Source organism: Streptomyces sp. Je 1-332 (assembly GCF_040730185.1).
In the GTDB taxonomy this organism is placed as follows: domain Bacteria; phylum Actinomycetota; class Actinomycetes; order Streptomycetales; family Streptomycetaceae; genus Streptomyces.
Map to the genome: position 1 here is coordinate 1927613 of NZ_CP160402.1, position 17538 is coordinate 1945150.

The 17538-nt window shown below is 71.9% G+C and carries 18 protein-coding genes; 10 read left to right on the forward strand and 8 right to left on the reverse strand.

The features are described from left to right. Positions 1-24: 24 nt before the first annotated feature. The 3 genes from ABXJ52_RS09005 to ABXJ52_RS09015 all read left to right on the forward strand — a co-directional run bounded on the left by ABXJ52_RS09005 (position 25) and on the right by ABXJ52_RS09015 (position 3511). Positions 25-723, forward strand: coding sequence for a DUF2293 domain-containing protein (locus ABXJ52_RS09005; protein WP_367040742.1), 699 nt, complete (start codon positions 25-27; stop codon positions 721-723). A gap of 680 nt (positions 724-1403) precedes the next feature. After that, positions 1404-1883: an anthrone oxygenase family protein gene (locus tag ABXJ52_RS09010; RefSeq protein WP_367040744.1), complete on the forward strand. Its 480-nt coding sequence runs from the start codon at positions 1404-1406 to the stop codon at positions 1881-1883. A 137-nt stretch (positions 1884-2020) separates the two neighbouring features. Next, entirely contained in the window at positions 2021-3511 is a 1491-nt protein-coding gene (locus ABXJ52_RS09015) for a glutamate synthase subunit beta (RefSeq protein WP_367040745.1), read from the forward strand. 34 nt (positions 3512-3545) lie between these two features. Here ABXJ52_RS09015 and ABXJ52_RS09020 read toward each other — a convergent pair whose 3' ends face one another. After that, the gene (locus ABXJ52_RS09020; protein WP_249593092.1) at positions 3546-3761 is read right to left on the reverse strand and encodes a DUF397 domain-containing protein; all 216 of its coding nucleotides are present in this window, start codon (positions 3759-3761) and stop codon (positions 3546-3548) included. Positions 3762-3854: 93 nt separating this feature from the next. Continuing rightward, positions 3855-4715 (reverse strand): helix-turn-helix transcriptional regulator, encoded by an 861-nt coding sequence (locus ABXJ52_RS09025; RefSeq protein ID WP_367040747.1) that lies wholly within the window; start codon positions 4713-4715, stop codon positions 3855-3857. A gap of 206 nt (positions 4716-4921) precedes the next feature. Here ABXJ52_RS09025 and ABXJ52_RS09030 point away from each other — a divergent pair, with 206 nt between their 5' ends. Both ABXJ52_RS09030 and ABXJ52_RS09035 read left to right on the forward strand, forming a co-directional pair. After that, positions 4922-5347 carry an ATP-binding protein gene (locus ABXJ52_RS09030; RefSeq protein WP_367040749.1) on the forward strand — a complete coding sequence of 142 codons (426 nt, stop codon included), beginning with the start codon at positions 4922-4924 and terminating at the stop codon, positions 5345-5347. A gap of 45 nt (positions 5348-5392) precedes the next feature. Continuing rightward, positions 5393-5845 carry a hypothetical protein gene (locus tag ABXJ52_RS09035; RefSeq protein WP_367040751.1) on the forward strand — a complete coding sequence of 151 codons (453 nt, stop codon included), beginning with the start codon at positions 5393-5395 and terminating at the stop codon, positions 5843-5845. Between the two features lie 77 nt (positions 5846-5922). On the opposite strand, the gene ABXJ52_RS09040 is transcribed toward ABXJ52_RS09035, so the two are convergent. The 3 genes from ABXJ52_RS09040 to ABXJ52_RS09050 all read right to left on the reverse strand — a co-directional run bounded on the left by ABXJ52_RS09040 (position 5923) and on the right by ABXJ52_RS09050 (position 8471). After that, complete coding sequence (locus ABXJ52_RS09040) at positions 5923-6111, reverse strand: hypothetical protein (RefSeq protein WP_367040753.1); 189 nt, start codon at positions 6109-6111, stop codon at positions 5923-5925. A 116-nt stretch (positions 6112-6227) separates the two neighbouring features. Next, positions 6228-6917, reverse strand: coding sequence for a DUF899 domain-containing protein (locus tag ABXJ52_RS09045; protein WP_367040755.1), 690 nt, complete (start codon positions 6915-6917; stop codon positions 6228-6230). Between the two features lie 192 nt (positions 6918-7109). After that, positions 7110-8471 carry an amidohydrolase gene (locus tag ABXJ52_RS09050; protein WP_367040757.1) on the reverse strand — a complete coding sequence of 454 codons (1362 nt, stop codon included), beginning with the start codon at positions 8469-8471 and terminating at the stop codon, positions 7110-7112. A 106-nt stretch (positions 8472-8577) separates the two neighbouring features. Here ABXJ52_RS09050 and ABXJ52_RS09055 point away from each other — a divergent pair, with 106 nt between their 5' ends. Next, positions 8578-9534: an endonuclease/exonuclease/phosphatase family protein gene (locus ABXJ52_RS09055; RefSeq protein ID WP_367040759.1), complete on the forward strand. Its 957-nt coding sequence runs from the start codon at positions 8578-8580 to the stop codon at positions 9532-9534. On the opposite strand, the gene ABXJ52_RS09060 is transcribed toward ABXJ52_RS09055, so the two are convergent. Then, positions 9531-10622: a phosphatidylinositol-specific phospholipase C domain-containing protein gene (locus ABXJ52_RS09060; RefSeq protein WP_367040761.1), complete on the reverse strand. Its 1092-nt coding sequence runs from the start codon at positions 10620-10622 to the stop codon at positions 9531-9533. The genes ABXJ52_RS09055 and ABXJ52_RS09060 overlap by 4 nt on opposite strands. Before the next feature lie 303 nt (positions 10623-10925). On the opposite strand from ABXJ52_RS09060, the gene ABXJ52_RS09065 reads away from it, so the two are divergent. Both ABXJ52_RS09065 and ABXJ52_RS09070 read left to right on the forward strand, forming a co-directional pair. Then, on the forward strand, positions 10926-11411 hold the full coding sequence (locus tag ABXJ52_RS09065) for a DUF3574 domain-containing protein (protein ID WP_367040762.1): 486 nt from the start codon (positions 10926-10928) through the stop codon (positions 11409-11411). 111 nt (positions 11412-11522) lie between these two features. Further along, on the forward strand, positions 11523-12155 hold the full coding sequence (locus tag ABXJ52_RS09070) for a DUF4291 domain-containing protein (RefSeq protein WP_367040764.1): 633 nt from the start codon (positions 11523-11525) through the stop codon (positions 12153-12155). Positions 12156-12191: 36 nt separating this feature from the next. Here ABXJ52_RS09070 and ABXJ52_RS09075 read toward each other — a convergent pair whose 3' ends face one another. Both ABXJ52_RS09075 and ABXJ52_RS09080 read right to left on the reverse strand, forming a co-directional pair. Further along, positions 12192-13475: an SWIM zinc finger family protein gene (locus tag ABXJ52_RS09075; RefSeq protein ID WP_367040765.1), complete on the reverse strand. Its 1284-nt coding sequence runs from the start codon at positions 13473-13475 to the stop codon at positions 12192-12194. A 20-nt stretch (positions 13476-13495) separates the two neighbouring features. Beyond that, positions 13496-16624 carry a DEAD/DEAH box helicase gene (locus ABXJ52_RS09080; protein ID WP_367048915.1) on the reverse strand — a complete coding sequence of 1043 codons (3129 nt, stop codon included), beginning with the start codon at positions 16622-16624 and terminating at the stop codon, positions 13496-13498. 215 nt (positions 16625-16839) lie between these two features. On the opposite strand from ABXJ52_RS09080, the gene ABXJ52_RS09085 reads away from it, so the two are divergent. Together ABXJ52_RS09085 and ABXJ52_RS09090 are read left to right on the forward strand one after the other, a co-directional pair. Beyond that, positions 16840-17058, forward strand: a complete 219-nt coding sequence (locus ABXJ52_RS09085) for a hypothetical protein (protein ID WP_367040767.1) — start codon at positions 16840-16842, stop codon at positions 17056-17058. Positions 17059-17110: 52 nt separating this feature from the next. Beyond that, entirely contained in the window at positions 17111-17527 is a 417-nt protein-coding gene (locus ABXJ52_RS09090; RefSeq protein ID WP_367040769.1) for a RidA family protein, read from the forward strand. Positions 17528-17538 lie beyond the last annotated feature (11 nt).

A 17538-nucleotide genomic window follows, 5' to 3' on the forward strand; every position in this document is an offset into this window, starting at 1 on the left:
TGCCGACCGGGGAATGAATCCTGTATGGCACCAACCCCCCTCGCCCGGAGAGCACTTCTCGCCATCCAGCCCCTCAAGCGCCGCCACTGCGCGGAGTGCCGCGGAGGCCCGCTCGCCCTTCTGGTCGTCGAGGACTCCGAGCCGCGCTGCCTGGACTGCGCCGACCTGGGGCATCTCGTCTTTCTGCCGCGCGGCGACACCGCGCTGACGCGTCGGGCCCGCGAGGGGAGCGGGCTCTCGGCGGTGGTGGTCCGCCTCGACCGGCGTCAGGGCCGTTACGAGCGGCAGGGTGTTCTCGTCGAGGAGGCGGCGCTCGCACGGGCCGAGGAGCAGTGCCTCGCGGACGCGGAGGCGCGGGCGCGCCGCCGGGCGCGGGACGCCGCGCGGCGGGCCATGGAGGACGTCCGCTTCACCGCCGCCTTCGCGGAAGAGATACGGCGGCTCTTCCCGGGGTGCCCCGATGAGCGGTCCCTGGCGATCGCCGAGCACGCGTCCGTGCGGGGCAGTGGGCGGGTGGGGCGCAGCGCGGCGGGCCGGGCGCTGTCCGCTGTCGCGGTGACGGCGGCGGTGGTGGCCGCCGTCCGGCACGCGGAGACGCCGTACGACCGCCTCCTCATGAGCGGCGTCCCCCGGGGCGAGGCGCGTCGCCGGATCGCTCCGGCGGTGGAGGCGGTGCTTCGGGCCTGGCAGGGGCCTGAGCGGAGAAATGACCTGGCGGTCTGATCCGCTGGGCTCTGGGCCTTCGCCCCGACCCCGCGTGGTGGGCTGCGGCCGGCTTGCCCGCCTCGCGTCGCACGTCTCTGGCCCGCCGCTCCGCGGCGGATTTTTTCCCGCCCACCCACCCGATTACCCGGCGGGACAGTCGGGGGGGGGGCGGACGGAGACGGACAGGCGGGCGGCGGGGAGCAATCGGGCGGGTGGGGTGCGGGCTTCGCGACCGGCCGGCGGGTCGCAGCGGTCAGCCGCTAAGCGGCGGGAAGATCCCACCACCGGTGGAGACCACCCGCTGGGCAATCGGGCGGATGGGGTGCAGGCTGCGCGACGGGCGGGCGGGTCGCAGCGGTCAGCCGCTGAGCGGCGGGAAGATCCCACCCCCGGTGGAGGCCAGCCGCTCGTTCGTCCGCGCTTCGACGCAGGGCAATCGGGCGGGTGGGCGGGAGACAACCGCCGCGAAGCAGGCGGGACAGCGGCCCGAAGCCCGGAAGCCTGCGGCGATCGGGGCGGGCGCTGGCTCGCGGCAGGCGCTCCGAGGCCCCCGGCCAGACGCCCGCGCATGCCCCCGCGCGCCCCACGCATGGCCACGCACCCGGCTCGGGCAATTCACTTGTGGTGGGGGGCCGCGCCATGGAGGATCACTGCGGCTCGCTCACCTGACGGCTGCCTTACACAACGCGGGAGTTGCCATGATCGAGGGACCGTATTTTGTGCTCGTCGTCCTGGGCGCGCTCGCCTGCGGCCTCGTCGCGGGCGCGTTCGTCGCGTTCTCGACCTTCGTGATGCGGGGCCTCGCCGCGCTGCCCCCGGCGCAAGGCATCGCGGCCATGCAGTCGATCAACGTCAAGGCGGTCACCGCCGGGTTCATGACCGTGTTCATGGGCGCCGCCGGCCTCAGCGCGGTCGTCGCCGTCGTCACCTTCGTGCTCTGGCCCGACCACGGCACCGTCGAGCTGCTGCTCGGCAGCGCGCTGTATCTGTTCGGGTCGTTCGGGGTGACCATCGCCGCGAACGTCCCCCGCAACGACGCCCTCGCCAAGCTCGACCCGCAGGCCCCGGAGAACGCGGACCGCTGGCGCACGTACGTTCGTGAATGGACCATGTGGAACCACATCCGGGTCGGAGCCTCCCTGGCCGCGGCGGCATCCTTCATCCTCGCCCTGACCTAGCCTCCCGCCGGGCCCGACCCCACTCCGCCCCACCCCGCCCCGCGAGCATGCCGCGCCCGCCCACCCGTCGTACAGTGGCCGAAAGCCTGCGAAACCGCGCGACGAGACACGCGACAAGGCACGCGAGGGAGACGGCCATGGCCGACCCCAAAGGCTTCCTCACCACACCCCGCCAGGAATGGCCGCGCCGACCCGTCGGCGAACGGGTCGAGGACTGGGACGAGGTGTACGTCCCCGGCGCGCTGTTGCCCATCGTCGAGCGGCAGGCCGACCGCTGCATGGACTGCGGCATCCCCTTCTGCCACGACGCCTGCCCGCTGGGCAACCTGATCCCCGAGTGGAACGACCTCGTGTCGCGCGCCGACTGGCACGCCGCGGCGGACCGGCTGCACGCCACGAACAACTTCCCCGAGTTCACCGGCCGCCTCTGCCCCGCCCCCTGCGAGGCGGGCTGCGTCCTCGCGATCAACCAGCCCGCGGTGACCATCAAGAACGTCGAGGTGGCCATCGCCGACCGGTCATGGGCGGACGGCCTCAACACGCCGCGCGCCCCGGACCGGCACTCCGGCAGGACGGTCGCCGTCGTCGGCTCGGGACCGGCCGGGCTCGCCGCAGCACAGCAGCTGACGCGCGCCGGGCACACCGTCGTCGTGTACGAGCGCGACGACCGCGCGGGCGGGCTCCTGCGGTACGGGATCCCGGCGTTCAAGATGGAGAAGCACCACGTGGAGCGGCGCCTGGCGCAGATGCGGGACGAGGGCACCGTCTTCCGTACGTCCGTCGCGATCGGGCAGGACATCGGGGCCGCCGAGCTGCGGACCAGGCACGACGCCGTGGTACTGGCCACCGGCGCCACAGCGTGGCGTGAACTCGACGTGCCCGGGCGGGAGTTGAGCGGCGTGCACCAGGCCATGGAGTACCTCCCGCTCTCCAACCACGTGTGCGAGGGGGACCTCGAAACCTCCCCGCTGTCCGCCGCCGGAAAGCACGTCGTGATCGTCGGCGGCGGGGACACCGGGGCGGACTGCCTGGGCACGGCGATACGCGAAGGGGCCGCGTCCGTCACGCAGTTGGACATCTACGGGCGGCCCGACGACGTACGCGACGAGCTGGCCGAGCCCTGGCCGACGTACCCGAAGGTCTACCGTCTCTCCCCCGCACACGAGGAGGCGGGCGAGCTGCGCACCGCCCCGGCGGCGGACGTGGACGCGCGGCTGTTCGCGGCGTCCACCCTCCGCTTCACCGGCGACGCGGCGGGCCGGGTGCGTGCCCTGCACCTGACCGAGGTCGACGCAGGCCGCCACCCCCGCCCCGGCACCACTCGTGAGCTCCCGGCGGACCTGGTGCTGCTCGCGCTCGGCTTCACCGGGCCCGAGCGGACCGCGGGCGGCCTCATCGAGCAGCTCGGCCTGGATGTCGGTGAGCGGGGGACCCTGGCCCGCGACGCGGACTTCGCGACCAACGTGCCGGGGGTCTTCGCGACCGGCGACGCGGCCCGCGGTCAGTCCCTGGTCGTCTGGGCCATCGCCGAGGGCCGTGCGACCGCCGCCTCGGTGGACCGGTGGCTGACGGGAGCGACCCGGCTCGACGCGCCGGTCGGCCCGTACGACCGGCCGATGACGGCCTGAGACCGCCTCCCCGGCCGCTAAGGACCGGGGCAGCTCACGACAGCAGGAAGTCGGCCTCCCCCGCCTTCGCCCCCTGGATGAACGCGTTGATCTCGCCGTGCGTGTAGATCAGCGCCGGGCCGTCCGGATCCGCCGACTGACGGACCGCCACCCTGCCGTCGGCCAGCTTCATGGCCTCCAGACAGTTGCCGCCGTTGCCGCCGCTCCACGGCTTGTGCCAGCCCTCGCTGCCGAGCTCACGGGCAGGCATGCCGTTGTAGATCCGGGAGTCGTCCCGGGACTCGGGGCGGGACCCGGCTCCGGGTTTGGACCCGGGTCGCGTTCCGGCTCGGTGTCGATCCATTCACAGCTCCTTGCGGAGGTCCCGGAGGATCTCCTTTGTGCGATGTGCCGTCGCGGCCTGCGCCGCCATGCGGTCCATGACCTCGAGATGAGTCGCCACCTCGGTGCGCGCGTCCAGATAGACGGCGCCGGTGAGGTACTCGCTGTAGACCATGTCCGGCAGCTCCGCCATGGCGAAGCGGAAGAGCACGAACGGTCCGTACGTGCCCGGGTGCGGGCCCGCCGAGAACGGCGCGATCTGCAGCGTCACCTGAGGGAGTTCGACGGCTTCGAGCAGCTTGTCGATCTGCTCGCGCATCACATCGGGACCGCCCACAGGTCTGCGCAGGGCGGTCTCGTCCATCACGATCCAGACCCGTGGCGCGTCCTCGCGGGTGAGCAGCGACTGGCGCTCCATGCGCAGCGCCACATACCGCTCGATGTCCTCGGGGCGGGTCTGGCCGATCGCCCCCGAGCGCATCACACCTCGCGCGTACTCCTCGGTCTGCAGCAGACCGGGCACGAAGTGCGGTTCGTAGGACCTGATGAGGCTGGCTGCCCCCTCCAGGCTGACGTACATGCTGAACCAGCCCGGCAGGATGTCGTGGAACCGCTGCCACCAGCCCGGCTTGTTCGCTTCTTCGGCGAGCGTCACGAAGGCGTCCGCCTCGTCGTCCGCGACGCCGTAGGACTTCAGGAGAAGCTGGAGATACGGGATCTTGAGTGCGACCTCGGCCATCTCCATGCGGCGGACCGTGGCGGGGGCCACGCGGAGAATCCGCGCGGCCTCCTCCCGCTTGAGGCCTGCGCGCTCACGCAGGTCCTGCAAGCGACGGCCTAGGACGACCTGGCCGACGGTCGGCGCGGACCGCGGTTCGCTCACGTCCTACCTCCACGTACTCCATGTCATGCCAATTCACTCCGCACCTGGAGCCGTTGCGAGCAGTGTGCCATGTGCCGTCTCGAAGGAACACGCCACTGTGCACTTTTCAGAGTGGGTCTTGCCAAGGTGTTCCCGGCGGGGCGATAGTGGATGGCGTGACTCCGCCCGCGCCGTTACACACCGCTGCCGCCGAGGCCCCTGTTGGCATGACTGCCGACGCTTGGGCCGACGGCGGCTCCGATCTCTGCGTCAGCTTCGCGCTGGTGCCACGTCCGGGCTCCGCATCACAGGCCAGACGGCTCGCGAACGCCCAGCTCCTTGGCTGGGACATAGGCGAGGACTGCCGCGACGCCGCGGCCCTGGTCGTCTCCGAGCTGGTCACGAACGCGATCGTGCATACGGCGAGTCACCGGATCGTCTGCGAGCTCTGCACCAAACCCGGGTCACTGCGCATAGCTGTGCGTGACGACGGATACGGATCGGGTGTCCCGCGGCCCGCCCAGGAAGGGCCCGACGCCGACGAGGAGCACGGGAGGGGATTGCTTCTCGTCGAGGCGGTGAGCAACGCGTGGGGTGTGCGGGACGAGGGTCCCGGTGCGGGCCTCACCGTATGGGCGGAACTGCGGGCATGACGTGGGTGAGGGTGCGGGCGTGACGACAACGTGGACAGGGGGCGTGTGAGCACGGTGACGGTGCGGCGGCTGTTGGATCTGGACACGCTGGTCCGCCTCGAACGGAGGCGGTCCGCCGTCGCCTCTCCACCGGCGCCGACGCGGCTCGCCGTCCCGGCCGGGATGACGCAGCCGCTGGGCTGCGACGCCGTCTCGGTGCCCGCGCGCTTCGGGCCGCGCCTGATGGCGCGGCTGCCTCGTGTCGGGTGTGTGTACGAGGACGTGGAAGCGGCGCGGTGGTGGTGGATCGTCCCGGCGGATTCCGACGTCGCGCTCGAGTGGCCCTCCCCCGCTCATTACGCCGCGGGAGCCGTGGTGCCGGGCGCCCGCCACGCTCCCTCCCTGATCCACAGCCCCTCCGGGGGCGAGGTGCCCTATACGCCGCCGATCCCGCTGTATCTGGCGTGGTGCAGCGCGACGGGGACCACACCGGCGTGGTCGCGCCCCGTGCGGGCATAGCCTCCGGCGGGTTCTTTCCCCCGGTTCCGGCCCCGCCCCCGCCCTCCCGGTTTCCACACTCTCGCAAACGCTGACTCTCAGGCGGCAGCCGCCACCTCGGGGACCTCGCTCTGGCGCACGATCACGAGGAAGGCGTCGGAGGCGAGGTCCATGACGACCTCCGCCCGCTGTCCCTCCGTGCGGCGGGCCCGCGCGAACTCCTCCGCGGGCCACGAGCCTCGCGGCCCACCGGCCGGAAAACGTTCAAGTACCACTCGGCTGTTCATCATCGTCCTTCTGCTCCCCCGTCGGCAGTCCTGGCGGACTCTTGTGGAGTAGAACGCGCCGAGGGGGTGAAAGGACTCGCAACGTGACGGACTTGACACCTGGTTGTGTCGGTCCGTCACATCTCGTACTCGTCGTGGTACTTCAGCCTGCTGCTGCCCGCGGGGGCCCCGAGCCCCGTCGCCCGGCCCTTCGGCTCCTCCCAGTCCTCCTGCCGGCCGAGGGCGGTGAGGTCGAGAAGACTCGAATAGGAGGCGACCCAGTCCGTGCCGCGGTCGTACGTCGAGTACGTGTGGAAGACGCGGTCGCCGTCCCGCAGGAAGCAGCTGAGGCCCGGCTGCTCGTAGGACGTGTCGCCCTCGCCGACGGTGGCGTCGAAGTCGTGGTTGAAGTCGCTGCCGTGGGAGGAGTACCACGGCACCGTCCAGCCCATCCGCGCCTTGAAGGGCAGGATCTTGGTGAAGGGCGCGCGGGAGACGGCGATGAAGTTCGTGCCGCGGGCCCGCAGATGGGCCAGGTGGCCGATCTGGTCGAGGAACGCCGAGCAGCTGCGGCAGCCCGCGTCCCACTCCGGGGCGAACATGAAGTGGTAGACGACGAGTTGGGCGTTCCCGTCGAAGAGGTCGAACAGCGTCGCCTTGCCGTCGCAGCCGTCGAAGAGGTACTCCTTGCCGATCTCGACCATCGGAAGCCGTCGCCGCTCGGCGTTGAGCGCGTCACGCGCCCGTGTCTGCGCCTTCTCCTTGGCGAGCAGTTCCTGGCGCGCGGTGAGCCACTCCTCGCGCGTGACGATGTCGGGAAGTCCCATGGTCCCTCAGTCCCTCCTGCGGACCCGCCCCTCGGATCCGTACTTCTCCGAGGGGTGACCTGCGGGACCGCCGGAACTCATCGGTCGCGGCGAAGAAACTTCGAGGAATCCCGAGGGGAGCGCAAGCAGTCCGGGCGGTCGGCGAGCGCGGCGCGTACGCGTCGTACCGCGTGCCTTCCGCCCTCCCGGCTCTCAGCCCTCGTAGTCCTGGATCCGCTTGCCGTGGCTGCGGTCGATCAGGGCGGGCAGTTCGGCGCCCAACTCCGCGACGACCGACGGCACATCGAGGGTCAGGAGGCGCCGGTCGCGCATCAGGATCCGCCCGTCGACGATCGTCGTGGTGACGTCCGACGCGCGTGCGCTGTGCACGAGCGTGGCCGCGAGGTCGTGGACGGGCTGGGTGTGCGGCCCGTCCAGGCCTACGAGGATGATGTCGGCGCGGCGGCCCGCCGCGAGACTGCCGATCTCCTCGCCCAGGCCGACGGCTCGCGCGCTCTGCAGGGTGGCGTGGTCGAGCGCCTGCCGCGCGGTCAGCCAGGCCGGGTCGCGCTCGGTGGACTTCTGCACGAGGGCCGTGAGCGTCATGGACTCCCAGACGTCCAGGGTGTTGTTCGACGCGGCTCCGTCGGTGGCGAGGCCGACGGGGATGCCGGTCTCGCGCAGGGCACGCACGGGTGTGGTGTCCCAGCCGAACTTGAGGTAGCCGCGCGGCGCGGAGGCCACCGCGACGCGTCCCGCGGCCTGCCGCAGCACGCGCAGGTCACGGTCGAGGATGCCCGTGCCGTGCGCGATGAGGACGTCGACGTCGAGCAGGCCGGCGCGGTGCAGGATCTCGATGGGGGTCAGGCCGTGCCGCTCCAGGCTGTTGTCGGTCTGGGCGCGGTTCTCGGAGGCGTGCAGATGGACCATGAGGCCGTGCTCGCGGGCGAGTTCGGCGGTCGCGGCGAGGTCCGCCTCGTCGACGGTGTACGGGGCGTGCGGGGCGAGCGATGTGGTGATGCGGCCGTCGGCGGCGCCGCGCTGCCGCAGCGCGAACTCCAGGGAAGCGGCGCGGCCGTCGGGCCCCTGCGAGGAGAAGAAGGCCGCGCCGAGATTGGCGCGCAGACCGCTCTCGGCGACGACATCGGCGACGGTGTCCATCGCGAAGTAGTGGTCGGCGAAGGTGGTCACGCCGCCCCGGATCATCTCCGCGCACGCGAGACGCGCGCCGAGCCCGACCACGCGCTCGGTCAGATTGGACTCGATGGGCCAGATCCAGTCGTTGAACCACTCGTGCGCCGGCAGATCCTCCGCGATGCCGCGCAGGGCCACCATCGGCGTGTGCGTATGGCAGTTGATCAATCCGGGCAGGGCCGCCTGACCGCGTGCGTCGATGTGCTCGGCGGCCTGGATCCCGGTGGCCTCGGGAGTGGTGGTGACGGCGTCGATGCGGCCGTCGCGTACGACGATGGCCGCATCGTCGAGGAAACCGACCCGGTCGTCGGCGTCGTGGACGAGGGCCGTGCAGCCCGTGATGACGAGATCGGCGGGGCCGTGCGCGGGAGACTGCGTCATCTCTTCAAGGTACGGGGAGTGCGCATCCCGTGCCCTGTCGCGCCGCCGGTTTCGCGAGCACGCTGACGTCAACCCGCACACCAAGCGAGAACAGTTGGAGCCCGCCATGCTCGTCGGCACGTGGAACCTGGAGAACCTCTACCGGCCCGGCGGCACGTACGGGCCCAAGGACAAGGCCGCGTACGAGGCAAAGCTGGCCTCGCTCGCGGCGACGATCAGGGCGCTGAACCCGAGCGTGCTCGGAGTGCAGGAGGTCGGCGACCCGGAGGCCCTCACGGATCTGGCCGGGATGCTGGAGGGCACCTGGCACACCACGCTCTCGGAGCACACGGACGAGCGCGGCACCCGCGTCGGCTTCCTCAGCCAACTGCCGGTGTCGGTCACGGCCGACGAGGACCGGTTCCCCGGGCCGCTCGGCCCGGTGCAGGTCAGCGACTCGGGCAAGCCGGTGGCACGGGCGGGGCGCGGGGTGCTCGCGGTGACCGTGTCGACGCGCGCCTTCTTCTTCGACGCGGTGGTGTGCCATCTGAAGTCGAAGCTGCTGTCGTTCGGCGGTGGCAGGTTCCAGCCGCGGGACGAGGGCGAGCGGGCCCGCTTCGGGGCGTACGCGCTGTACCGGCGCTCGGCGGAGGCCACGCTGGTGCGGTCCCTGGCGGGGCGTCTCCTGAAGGGCGACGGCCGGCAGCACGATGTCGTGGTGCTCGGCGACCTGAACGACGAGGTGTCCGCGGCGACGACCCAGATCCTGCTCGGTCCGCCCGGCTCCGAGATCGGCACCCCCGGATTCGACAAGCCGGACAAGGGCGACGCGCAACGCCTGTGGAACGTGGCCCCGCGCATCCCCGCCGAGCAGCGTTTCTCCCGTATCCACGCGGGGCGACGCGAGCTGATCGACCACGTCCTGGTGAGCCGCGGCCTCCTGGACCTGGTCACGGCGGCGGGTACGGGCGTGCCGGGCTCGACGGCCACCGCGCTGCCGTCGGTGCGGGACGGGGATCCGGCGGAACGGAGGAACGCGAGCGGCTCCGACCACGCGCCGGTGTGGATACGGATCGAGCGCTAGCCGCGCGGGAGCACTGTCGAGAGGACGCCCGGCAGCGGGTACCAGTCGGACGAGACGATGCTGGCGTGGCCCCGGGCGAGCAGGGCGACGCGGTCACGGGCCTGGGCCTCGGTGGGGTTCACGGAGTCGATGGCCGGGGCGACGTTGTGGGCGTCGGACATGACGACCAGATAGCGCCGGTCGGCGTACCACTTGGTGTCGATCGTGCCGCCCGCGTAGGCGGAGGCGTCGCCGTCGAACAGCACGAACCAGGGGCGGATCGCCGCGTCCGCGTACCGTCCGCGCGGGTCGCCCGCCTCGGCGCCGAGCACGGCGGGGAAGGCGGCGGCCTCACCGAGGCGCCCGGCCGCCGCGAGGTCGCGCAGATGGGTGGCGTACTCGCGGTCGGTCCACAGGGTGTCGGCCGGGTTGCCCTGTTCGACGGTGCCGGGGATGAGCTCGACGATGAACTTGCCCGCGAGGTCGCTCCGCCGGGGCCAGCCGTCACTCCGTACCGCGTCGTCGAGAGTGGCGTGCCCTCCGATGAGCTGCCCGGGGCGGTAGACGGCGTCGCCGAGCTTGCTCTTGAGGAGGGCGTCGAGGTCGGCGGGGCCGCGGCCGTTCCTCCCCTGGAAGCCGTCCTTCAGCTCCACCTTCAGCAGGATGGGGCGGTGGCCGGGGTGGGCGTCGTGCCAGCTCTTCATGTCCGTGAGGCATCCGGCGAGGGTCTGGTTGCGCGGCTTGGTGCGCAGTTCGCCCGGGGTCGCGGCGTTCTCGCAGTTGTTGTCGTTCCCGACCGGGTTGCTGTGCGAGACCCGCCAGCCGCTGCCGAACACATTGGTCCACACGTCGAGTTCCAGCATCCCCGCGCCGGAGTCGAGCGCGTCGGCGAAGTACGGGTACTTCGTCTTCTCGTAGGCGTTGTGGACGCCGACGCCCGTGGTGGCCGCGTACGGCGACTGCGGCGCCGGATCGGCGGCGGCTGAGGCGCCCCCGACGCTCCCGCTCGCGGACCCCGCGGTGCCGAACGCCAGTACGCCCGCCGCCGCGACCGCCATGGCGAGACCTGTACCAGTACGTGCCTTCATGGTCCCAGTACGTGCCTTCATGCCGGCCATCCCCTCCACCGCTTCGGTCAAGTCCTCCGAAACGTAGGGGAGTTGTGTGTCGTATGGGAAGACGGCGACTTACGGGAAAGGGGAGGGCGGAGGAGAGGGGAGAGGAGAGATATCCAGCCGGACGGCCGTACGGGAGGGGGCACGGGGTGTGGCGTGTCGGCTACCGTCTGCGCCCGAAATGGATCAAGTTTGGACCACGTTGTGGATCACGTTCTGGACCACGCCATGGATCACGTCATGGATCACGTCATGGATCACGTCGTGGATCAAGCCACGCAGAGAAAGGGACCCCCCATGCCTCTCGCCCTCTCCCGCATCTCCCGCACCCGCCTCGCCGTGACCGCGGCCGTCGCCACGGTCCTCGCGGTCGGCGCGCCCGCCGCGTACGCCTCGTTCGACACGGACCCGCGCGAGCCCGAGACGACCACCACGTCGCAGGTGGCCCGCGGCAAGGCGTACACCGAGACCCGCCTCTTCTTCGGGACCGAACGCCCGGACGGCGGGCCCGATGTGACGGACAAGCAGTTCATGAGGTTCGTCGACGTCGAGGTCACGCCGTCGTTCCCCGACGGGCTCACCGTGCAGGACGGCCGGGGCCAGTGGCGGGACTCGAACGGCAGGGTCGAGCGTGAGCGTTCGTACGAGCTGATCCTGCTCTACCGGACGTCGCAGGCGCACAAGCTCGACGACGACATCGAGGACATCCGCGAGGACTACGTGAGGAGGTACGACCAGGATTCGGTGGCACGGCTCGACGACCGGCTGCGCGTGGACTTCTGAGACGAGGTGCGCGTCGGGCCTGGGCCCGGCGCGCACCGCGCAGGCGGTCGTGGTGTCGACGAGGCGGGAATTCGCTGGCGGGCGGAGGCCGGCGAGCCGCAAGCTGGCCCCATGAACCGCACCACCGCCGACGACTCCGCCACCACCACTACCGCACCGCCCAGCCACCAGATCCGCGCCCTGCACACGGAATCGACGGTCACCGTCTACCAGGCGTACGCCTCCGAGATCGGTGAGCCCGCGGCCCGCACCGGCCGCTTTCCCGCGGCCTGGAAACGCGACCGCATGACCTGGATCAAGCCGTCCTTCCTCTGGATGATGTATCGCTGCGGCTGGGCCACGAAGGAGGGTCAGGGGACTGTCCTCGCGGTGGAGATCACCCGCGAGGGCTTCGAGTGGGCGCTTCGTCACGCTTGCCTCTCGCACTACGTACGCGGAGTCCACTCCGACCAGGCCGCCTGGAAGCGGGAGTTGAGGCACTCGCCGACCCGGGTCCAGTGGGACCCGGAGCGCGACCTCCAGCTCAACCCACTTCCGCACCGCTCACTCCAGCTGGGCCTGGCGGGAGACGCGGCGCGCCGTTACGCGGACGAGTGGACGGTCTCGATCACGGACGTCACCGACCGTGCCCGCGCCATTCACGAGCGGGTACGCGCCCAGGACCTGGAATCGGCGGCGGCCCTGCTTCCCGCGGAGCGGCCCTATCCCACGCCCGAGGCCCTGCTGGCTCACTTGCGCGCGTGACGTGGCGGCCGCCCGTCCGGCGCACATGAATGCCTTTTACGGGCCGATCGCCGTGCTCAACGCCCCCACCGGATCCGCGTCCGCCTCCCCCTCCGGCCACCAGTCGTCCCTGCCCGGCTCGCTCTGGTAGGGGTACCAGCGGCCGTCGTGGCCGAAGCGGAGTTGCCATGTGCCCTTCGCGTCCGTGAGGTGGTTTCCGCGGATCGTCATGCGCGGGAGGTCCGCCGCGATCAGTGCGCCCCTTGCTCGGTCGAAGGGGCCCGCCGGGGGGTCCCACGGGGATTCCAGAACCGACAGGCCCTCTTCGCCGCCTTGGCGCCAGGCCGCCGCGGCTCGGGCGAGGTCTGCGGGGGTGTGGTCCACCGCCCTTGCCAGTTCGGTGAATTGGCGGCTGAACGTGCGGCGGCCCGTCAGGCCGGGGTGGGAGGCGGCCAGGCGTACCGCGTCGTGCCAGGGGTCGGCCGCGGGGAACGGGTCCGCGCCGGTGGTCAGGTGTGCGTGGGCCCGCGATGCCGTGTCCGTGGCCAGGAACTCCAGGGATGCGGGGTCGGGGGCGCCGGGGAGCGAGGGGAGGAGAGGGGGTTCGCCCGGGTGGGGCGGGGGTGGGAGCGGGGCCGGGAGCGGAGGGCGGTAGGCCGTCGCCAGGATGTCCCGGGCCAGGGTTCCGGGGAGGGAGACGCCGCCGGTCGCGTTCTGCTCGGCCGACGCGGATTGTTCGCGCGCTGCCTGGTGCGCGTTGCGCTGGGCCAGTTCGTCGAGCAGCGCCTGTTCGTCTCCGCCTCGCAGGAGGAGGAGTACGAAGGGGTCGGCGTCCAGCAGTCGGGCCGTCTGATAGGTGAGGGCCGCCGCGTGCTTGCAAGGGCGCCCGTGATCCGGGCAGGTGCAGGACGGGACCAAGTCGCCTGGGCCCGGGAGGAGTTGAACTCCCGACCGTTTTGCCGCGTCCACCAGGGCGTGCGGCATGACCTTGTCCAGGAGCGCCGCGATGTGCGCGGGTTCCGTGGCCACCGCGTCCAGGAACCCGTCCCAGTCCTCCGGCGCGAGGGTGCGCATGCGGATCTCGGCGCGGTAGGGGCGGGGGCGACTGCCGTGCACGTACGCCACGATGCGGCCGGGCGCGACCGTGATCGTGTCCACGTGCCCCTCGCGCGCGTAGGCCCTCCCCCGGGCGAGGCGACCCGCGTCGAGCGATGTCCCCTCCAACGCGCCGATCCAGGCATTGCCCCACCAGGAGGTGACGAACGGGGCCTGGGGGTCGGGGTGTTGCGGGAGCGGGGGGAACACGCGGCTGGCGCCGGTGGCGCGACTGGCGGGGGTCATGGCGCCGCGCCGGCCGCCCCTCATGACGCCCTCCGCAGCGACACCAGGTCCGCCAGTTCCGCGTCCGAGAGTTCCGTGAGCGCCGACTCGCCGCCCTCGCCCAGTACCGCGTCCGCCAACGCCTGTTTCGCCGCGAGGAGTTCGGCGATGCGGTCCTCCACCGTGCCCTCCGTGATCAGGCGGTGCACCTGGACCGGCTGGGTCTGGCCGATGCGGTAGGCGCGGTCCGTGGCCTGTTCCTCCACCGCGGGGTTCCACCAGCGGTCGTAATGGATGACGTGGCCCGCCCGTGTGAGGTTCAGGCCCGTGCCCGCCGCCTTGAGGGAGAGGAGGAACACCGGGGCATCGCCCGACTGGAAGCGGTCCACCATCTCCTCCCGCCGCGCCACGGGCGTACCCCCGTGCAGGAGTTGCGTGCCGATACCGCGCCGCGCCAGATGCGATTCGAGCAGGCGCGCCATCTCCACGTACTGCGTGAAGATGAGGACCGCGCCGTCCTCCGACAGGATCGTGTCGAGGAGTTCGTCCAGGAGTTCCAGCTTGCCCGAGCGCGGTCGGCCCCCGCGCGTCGCGAGCTCGCCGTCCTTCAGGTACTGCGCCGGGTGGTTGCAGATCTGCTTCAGCGCCATCAGGAGCTTCATCACCAGGCCCCGCCGCGCGATGCCCTCGGACGCCTCGATGCGCGCCAGCGTCTCGCGTACGACCGCTTCGTAGAGCGACGCCTGTTCGCGGGTGAGCGTCACCGGGTGGTCCGTCTCCGTCTTGGGCGGCAGCTCCGGGGCGATACCCGGATCGGACTTCTTGCGGCGCAGGAGGAAGGGGCGCACCAGGCGGGAGAGGCGGGCCATCGCCTCGTCGTTCTCGGCGAACTCGCCGCCCTCCGCCAAGCGGGCGTGGCGCGCGCGGAACGACTTGAGCGGGCCGAGGAGGCCGGGGGTCGTCCAGTCGAGCAGCGCCCAGAGTTCGGAGAGGTTGTTCTCCACCGGGGTACCGGTGAGAGCCACGCGCGCCGCCGACGGAATCGTGCGCAGCGCCTTCGCCGTCGCCGCGTGCGGGTTCTTGACGTGCTGCGCCTCGTCCGCGACCACCAACCCCCAGTGGTGGGCGGCGAGTTCGGGCGCGCTCGTACGCATCGTCCCGTACGTCGTCAGGACGAAGCCGCCCTCCAGGTCACCGGCCAGACTGCGACCCGCTCCGTGGAAGCGGTGCACCGGCACCCCCGGCGCGAATCTCTCGATCTCCCGTTGCCAGTTGCCGAGCAGCGACGCCGGACAGACCACCAGCGTCGGCTCCGGGCGCGCCCGGTGCAGATGGAGCGCGATCAGCGTGACCGTCTTGCCAAGGCCCATGTCGTCGGCGAGGCAGCCGCCGAGGCCGAGCGACGTCATCCGGTCCAGCCAGGCCAGGCCACGGAGTTGGTAGTCGCGGAGGGTGGCGGTGAGCGCGGGAGGCGGAGTGATGGGGCGCAGGTCGTCGGTCAGGCGTTCCCGCAGCCGGGCCAGGGCTCCGATCGGGACCGCCTCGACGCGCTCGCCCTCCACCTCCGCCGCTCCCGTCAGCGCGACGGACAGCGCGTCCAGCGGGTCCAGGAGGCCCAGATCCCGCTTGCGTGCCTTGCGTACGAGTTCGGGGTCGACCAGGACCCACTGGTCACGCAGGCGTACGACCGGGCGGTGCGCCTCCGCGAGGATGTCCATCTCCGCCTCGGTGAGGGGGCCACTGCTTCCCCCGCCTTCACCTTCCCCGCCTTCACCTTCCCCGTCGTCGGGTCCCAGCGCCAACTGCCAGCGGAATTGCAGGAGTTGCTCGGTCTTGAAGAAGTCGAAGTTGTCGGCCGCCGTGCCGGGAGCGGGGCGTACGACAGCGGTCGCCGTCAGGCCGCGCGTCAGCTCGCGGGGCCAGTGCACGGCCACCCCCGCCGCGCCGAGCCTGGTCGCCGCCGCGCCGAGCAGTTCGTACAACTCGCCTTCGGTCAGCGGGAGTACGTCGGGGCGAGGCCGCTCCAGGAGGCGGGCCAGCGGCGGCCACACGCGGGCCGCGCGGCGCACCGCGAGCAGTGTGTCCACGCGGGCTCGGGGGCCGAAGTGGTCGACGCCGGACCAGAGTTGGGCCGCGTCCGCCACGAGGGTGGGGTCGGCGAGGCTGTGCACCTGCACGACGGCTGCCGCAGGGCTGGCCACGCTGTCATGGGGGCCGACTTCGGGGGCGGGCGGGCGCTCGTGAGGGTCGGGCGTGCGCTCGCTGTCGTCCCCTGTCCGTCCGCCGTCGGGCAGGTCGTCTGCCGTTCCGTCGAACCCCTCGTGCACCTGCAGGTCGAACACCTCGTGTGCCTGCAGATCGAGCCGCAGCGACACCCGCACCCCGGCGTCCATCCCGGCCGCCACCTCCGCGGCCCACTCCCGCGCGCCCGGCAGCCGCTGCGGCTCCCGTGCCGCGAAGGGCGCGCCGACCGCGTGCGCCGCTGCGGGCGTACGCGGCAGGGTGTCCACCACGGCGTCGACGAAGGCTCTGACGAGGGCGAACGGCTCGGGGAGCAGGAGGGGCCTGCTGCCGGGCAGCGGTACGGCGTGCGCCTCGGCGGGCATGGCAACGGCGATCGCCCGCAGCTGCGTGACGTCGGCGGCGTCCAGCGGTCCGGCGCGCCACGCGTCGAGGTCACCGCCGGTCAGGCCGGGCAGCAGCCTGCCTCGCGCGGCCAGGTGCAGGGCATGCCGGGCCGCGGCGGCCCAGCAGGCCACCGCGGGGTGCGCGGGGGTGGCGAGCAGGAGGAGCGGGAGGGCTTGCGCCACGGGCAGGATCAGGGCGGGGACGGTACGGGTGCGGACGCCCTTGCCGTGGGGGCGTACGACGGCGATCTCGCCCTCGACGGCACCGGGGATGCGGGCCTCGCCGCCGTGATCCCTCTCGCCGTGGTGATCTCCCTCGCCGGGCAACCCGCCCACACCGGACAGCCCCTCCGCTTCGGACCCGGCCCCCGCAAGCCCCGCGGGCACCTTCCCCTCAGGCGCCCAGAACGCGATCCGCCCCTCCCTGGGCACCTCGGCCGGAAGAAAAACGGCAGCACAGGACCGCACGAGCGCCGCGAACCGCCGCCCCTCCGCCGAAGGCGCGGCAGCGGTGGCACCCGTGGGCGCGGCTGCCCCCGCCATCACGTCCACCACCTCGCTCACCCTCACTACCTCGTACGCCATCCCCGCACGCCAGCCTAGGCCAGCTGCCCTGAGGCGAGTGCTGTCAGGAAGCCTTACTGACAGTAATCCGGCGTCGGCCACGGATCGCGGGCGCGGGCGCGGGCGCGGGCTTCAACCAGGATCTGAGGGGCACTTGGAACTCCCTACCTCGGTACGGAAGCAGGGGGAGACACGTGAGGGCATTCGTCGCGGCTTTCACCATCATCGCGGGAATCGCTTTGATAGCGATGAGGAAGAAGTTCGCACAGCGGGCGGTGAACCAGCGGAACGTCTTCGGCCGGGCGAACGCGTCTTCGGGAGAACCGGCGGCTCGCCTCGGCCCGGTCGTCGTCGGATGCTTCATGCTGATCTGTGGCGTCCTGGTGGCCACAGGAGTCGCGGACCCCGCATAGCCCGAGGTAATTCGGGTGCGCGGCAGCGGCCCGCTCCCGCAGGATCGGGCCCATGACCACCACTGGCCGCACCGTCGTGCCCACCCTTTTCCCGCCGCCCGGATACGCCCACGCCGCCGTCGTCGAGGCCGGCACCGCGCTCGCCTTCATGGCGGGGTCGGTGCCGCTCGACCCCGAAGGGAATCTCGTCGGGGAAGGGGACGTGACGCGTCAGACCGAGCAGGTCATCGCGAACCTCGACGAAGCCCTGCGTGCGATCGGCAGCGATCTGACGCAGGTGGTGGCCAGCACGGTGTACGTCGTGAGCGACGAGCCGGGCCCGCTGAGCGGGGCATGGGAGGTCGTCCGCGCCTCCGACCTCCTCGCGAAGGGCCCGCACACCTCGACGCTGCTCGGCACGACGTGCCTCGGCTACACCGGTCAGCTGGTCGAGATCACGGCGACGGCGGTCGTACCCGAGACCACCTGAGGCCCAGGCCC

Coding starts and splice junctions, on each gene's coding strand:
- ABXJ52_RS09005 (WP_367040742.1), top strand. CDS start 25: ATGGCACCAACCCCCCTCGCCCGGAGAGCACTTCTCGCCATCCAGCCC.
- ABXJ52_RS09010 (WP_367040744.1), top strand. CDS start 1,404: ATGATCGAGGGACCGTATTTTGTGCTCGTCGTCCTGGGCGCGCTCGCC.
- ABXJ52_RS09015 (WP_367040745.1), top strand. CDS start 2,021: ATGGCCGACCCCAAAGGCTTCCTCACCACACCCCGCCAGGAATGGCCG.
- ABXJ52_RS09020 (WP_249593092.1), bottom strand. CDS start 3,761: ATGCCTGCCCGTGAGCTCGGCAGCGAGGGCTGGCACAAGCCGTGGAGC.
- ABXJ52_RS09030 (WP_367040749.1), top strand. CDS start 4,922: ATGACTGCCGACGCTTGGGCCGACGGCGGCTCCGATCTCTGCGTCAGC.
- ABXJ52_RS09040 (WP_367040753.1), bottom strand. CDS start 6,111: ATGAACAGCCGAGTGGTACTTGAACGTTTTCCGGCCGGTGGGCCGCGA.
- ABXJ52_RS09045 (WP_367040755.1), bottom strand. CDS start 6,917: ATGGGACTTCCCGACATCGTCACGCGCGAGGAGTGGCTCACCGCGCGC.
- ABXJ52_RS09050 (WP_367040757.1), bottom strand. CDS start 8,471: ATGACGCAGTCTCCCGCGCACGGCCCCGCCGATCTCGTCATCACGGGC.
- ABXJ52_RS09055 (WP_367040759.1), top strand. CDS start 8,578: ATGCTCGTCGGCACGTGGAACCTGGAGAACCTCTACCGGCCCGGCGGC.
- ABXJ52_RS09060 (WP_367040761.1), bottom strand. CDS start 10,622: ATGAAGGCACGTACTGGGACCATGAAGGCACGTACTGGTACAGGTCTC.
- ABXJ52_RS09065 (WP_367040762.1), top strand. CDS start 10,926: ATGCCTCTCGCCCTCTCCCGCATCTCCCGCACCCGCCTCGCCGTGACC.
- ABXJ52_RS09070 (WP_367040764.1), top strand. CDS start 11,523: ATGAACCGCACCACCGCCGACGACTCCGCCACCACCACTACCGCACCG.
- ABXJ52_RS09075 (WP_367040765.1), bottom strand. CDS start 13,475: ATGACCCCCGCCAGTCGCGCCACCGGCGCCAGCCGCGTGTTCCCCCCG.
- ABXJ52_RS09080 (WP_367048915.1), bottom strand. CDS start 16,624: ATGGCGGGGGCAGCCGCGCCCACGGGTGCCACCGCTGCCGCGCCTTCG.
- ABXJ52_RS09090 (WP_367040769.1), top strand. CDS start 17,111: ATGACCACCACTGGCCGCACCGTCGTGCCCACCCTTTTCCCGCCGCCC.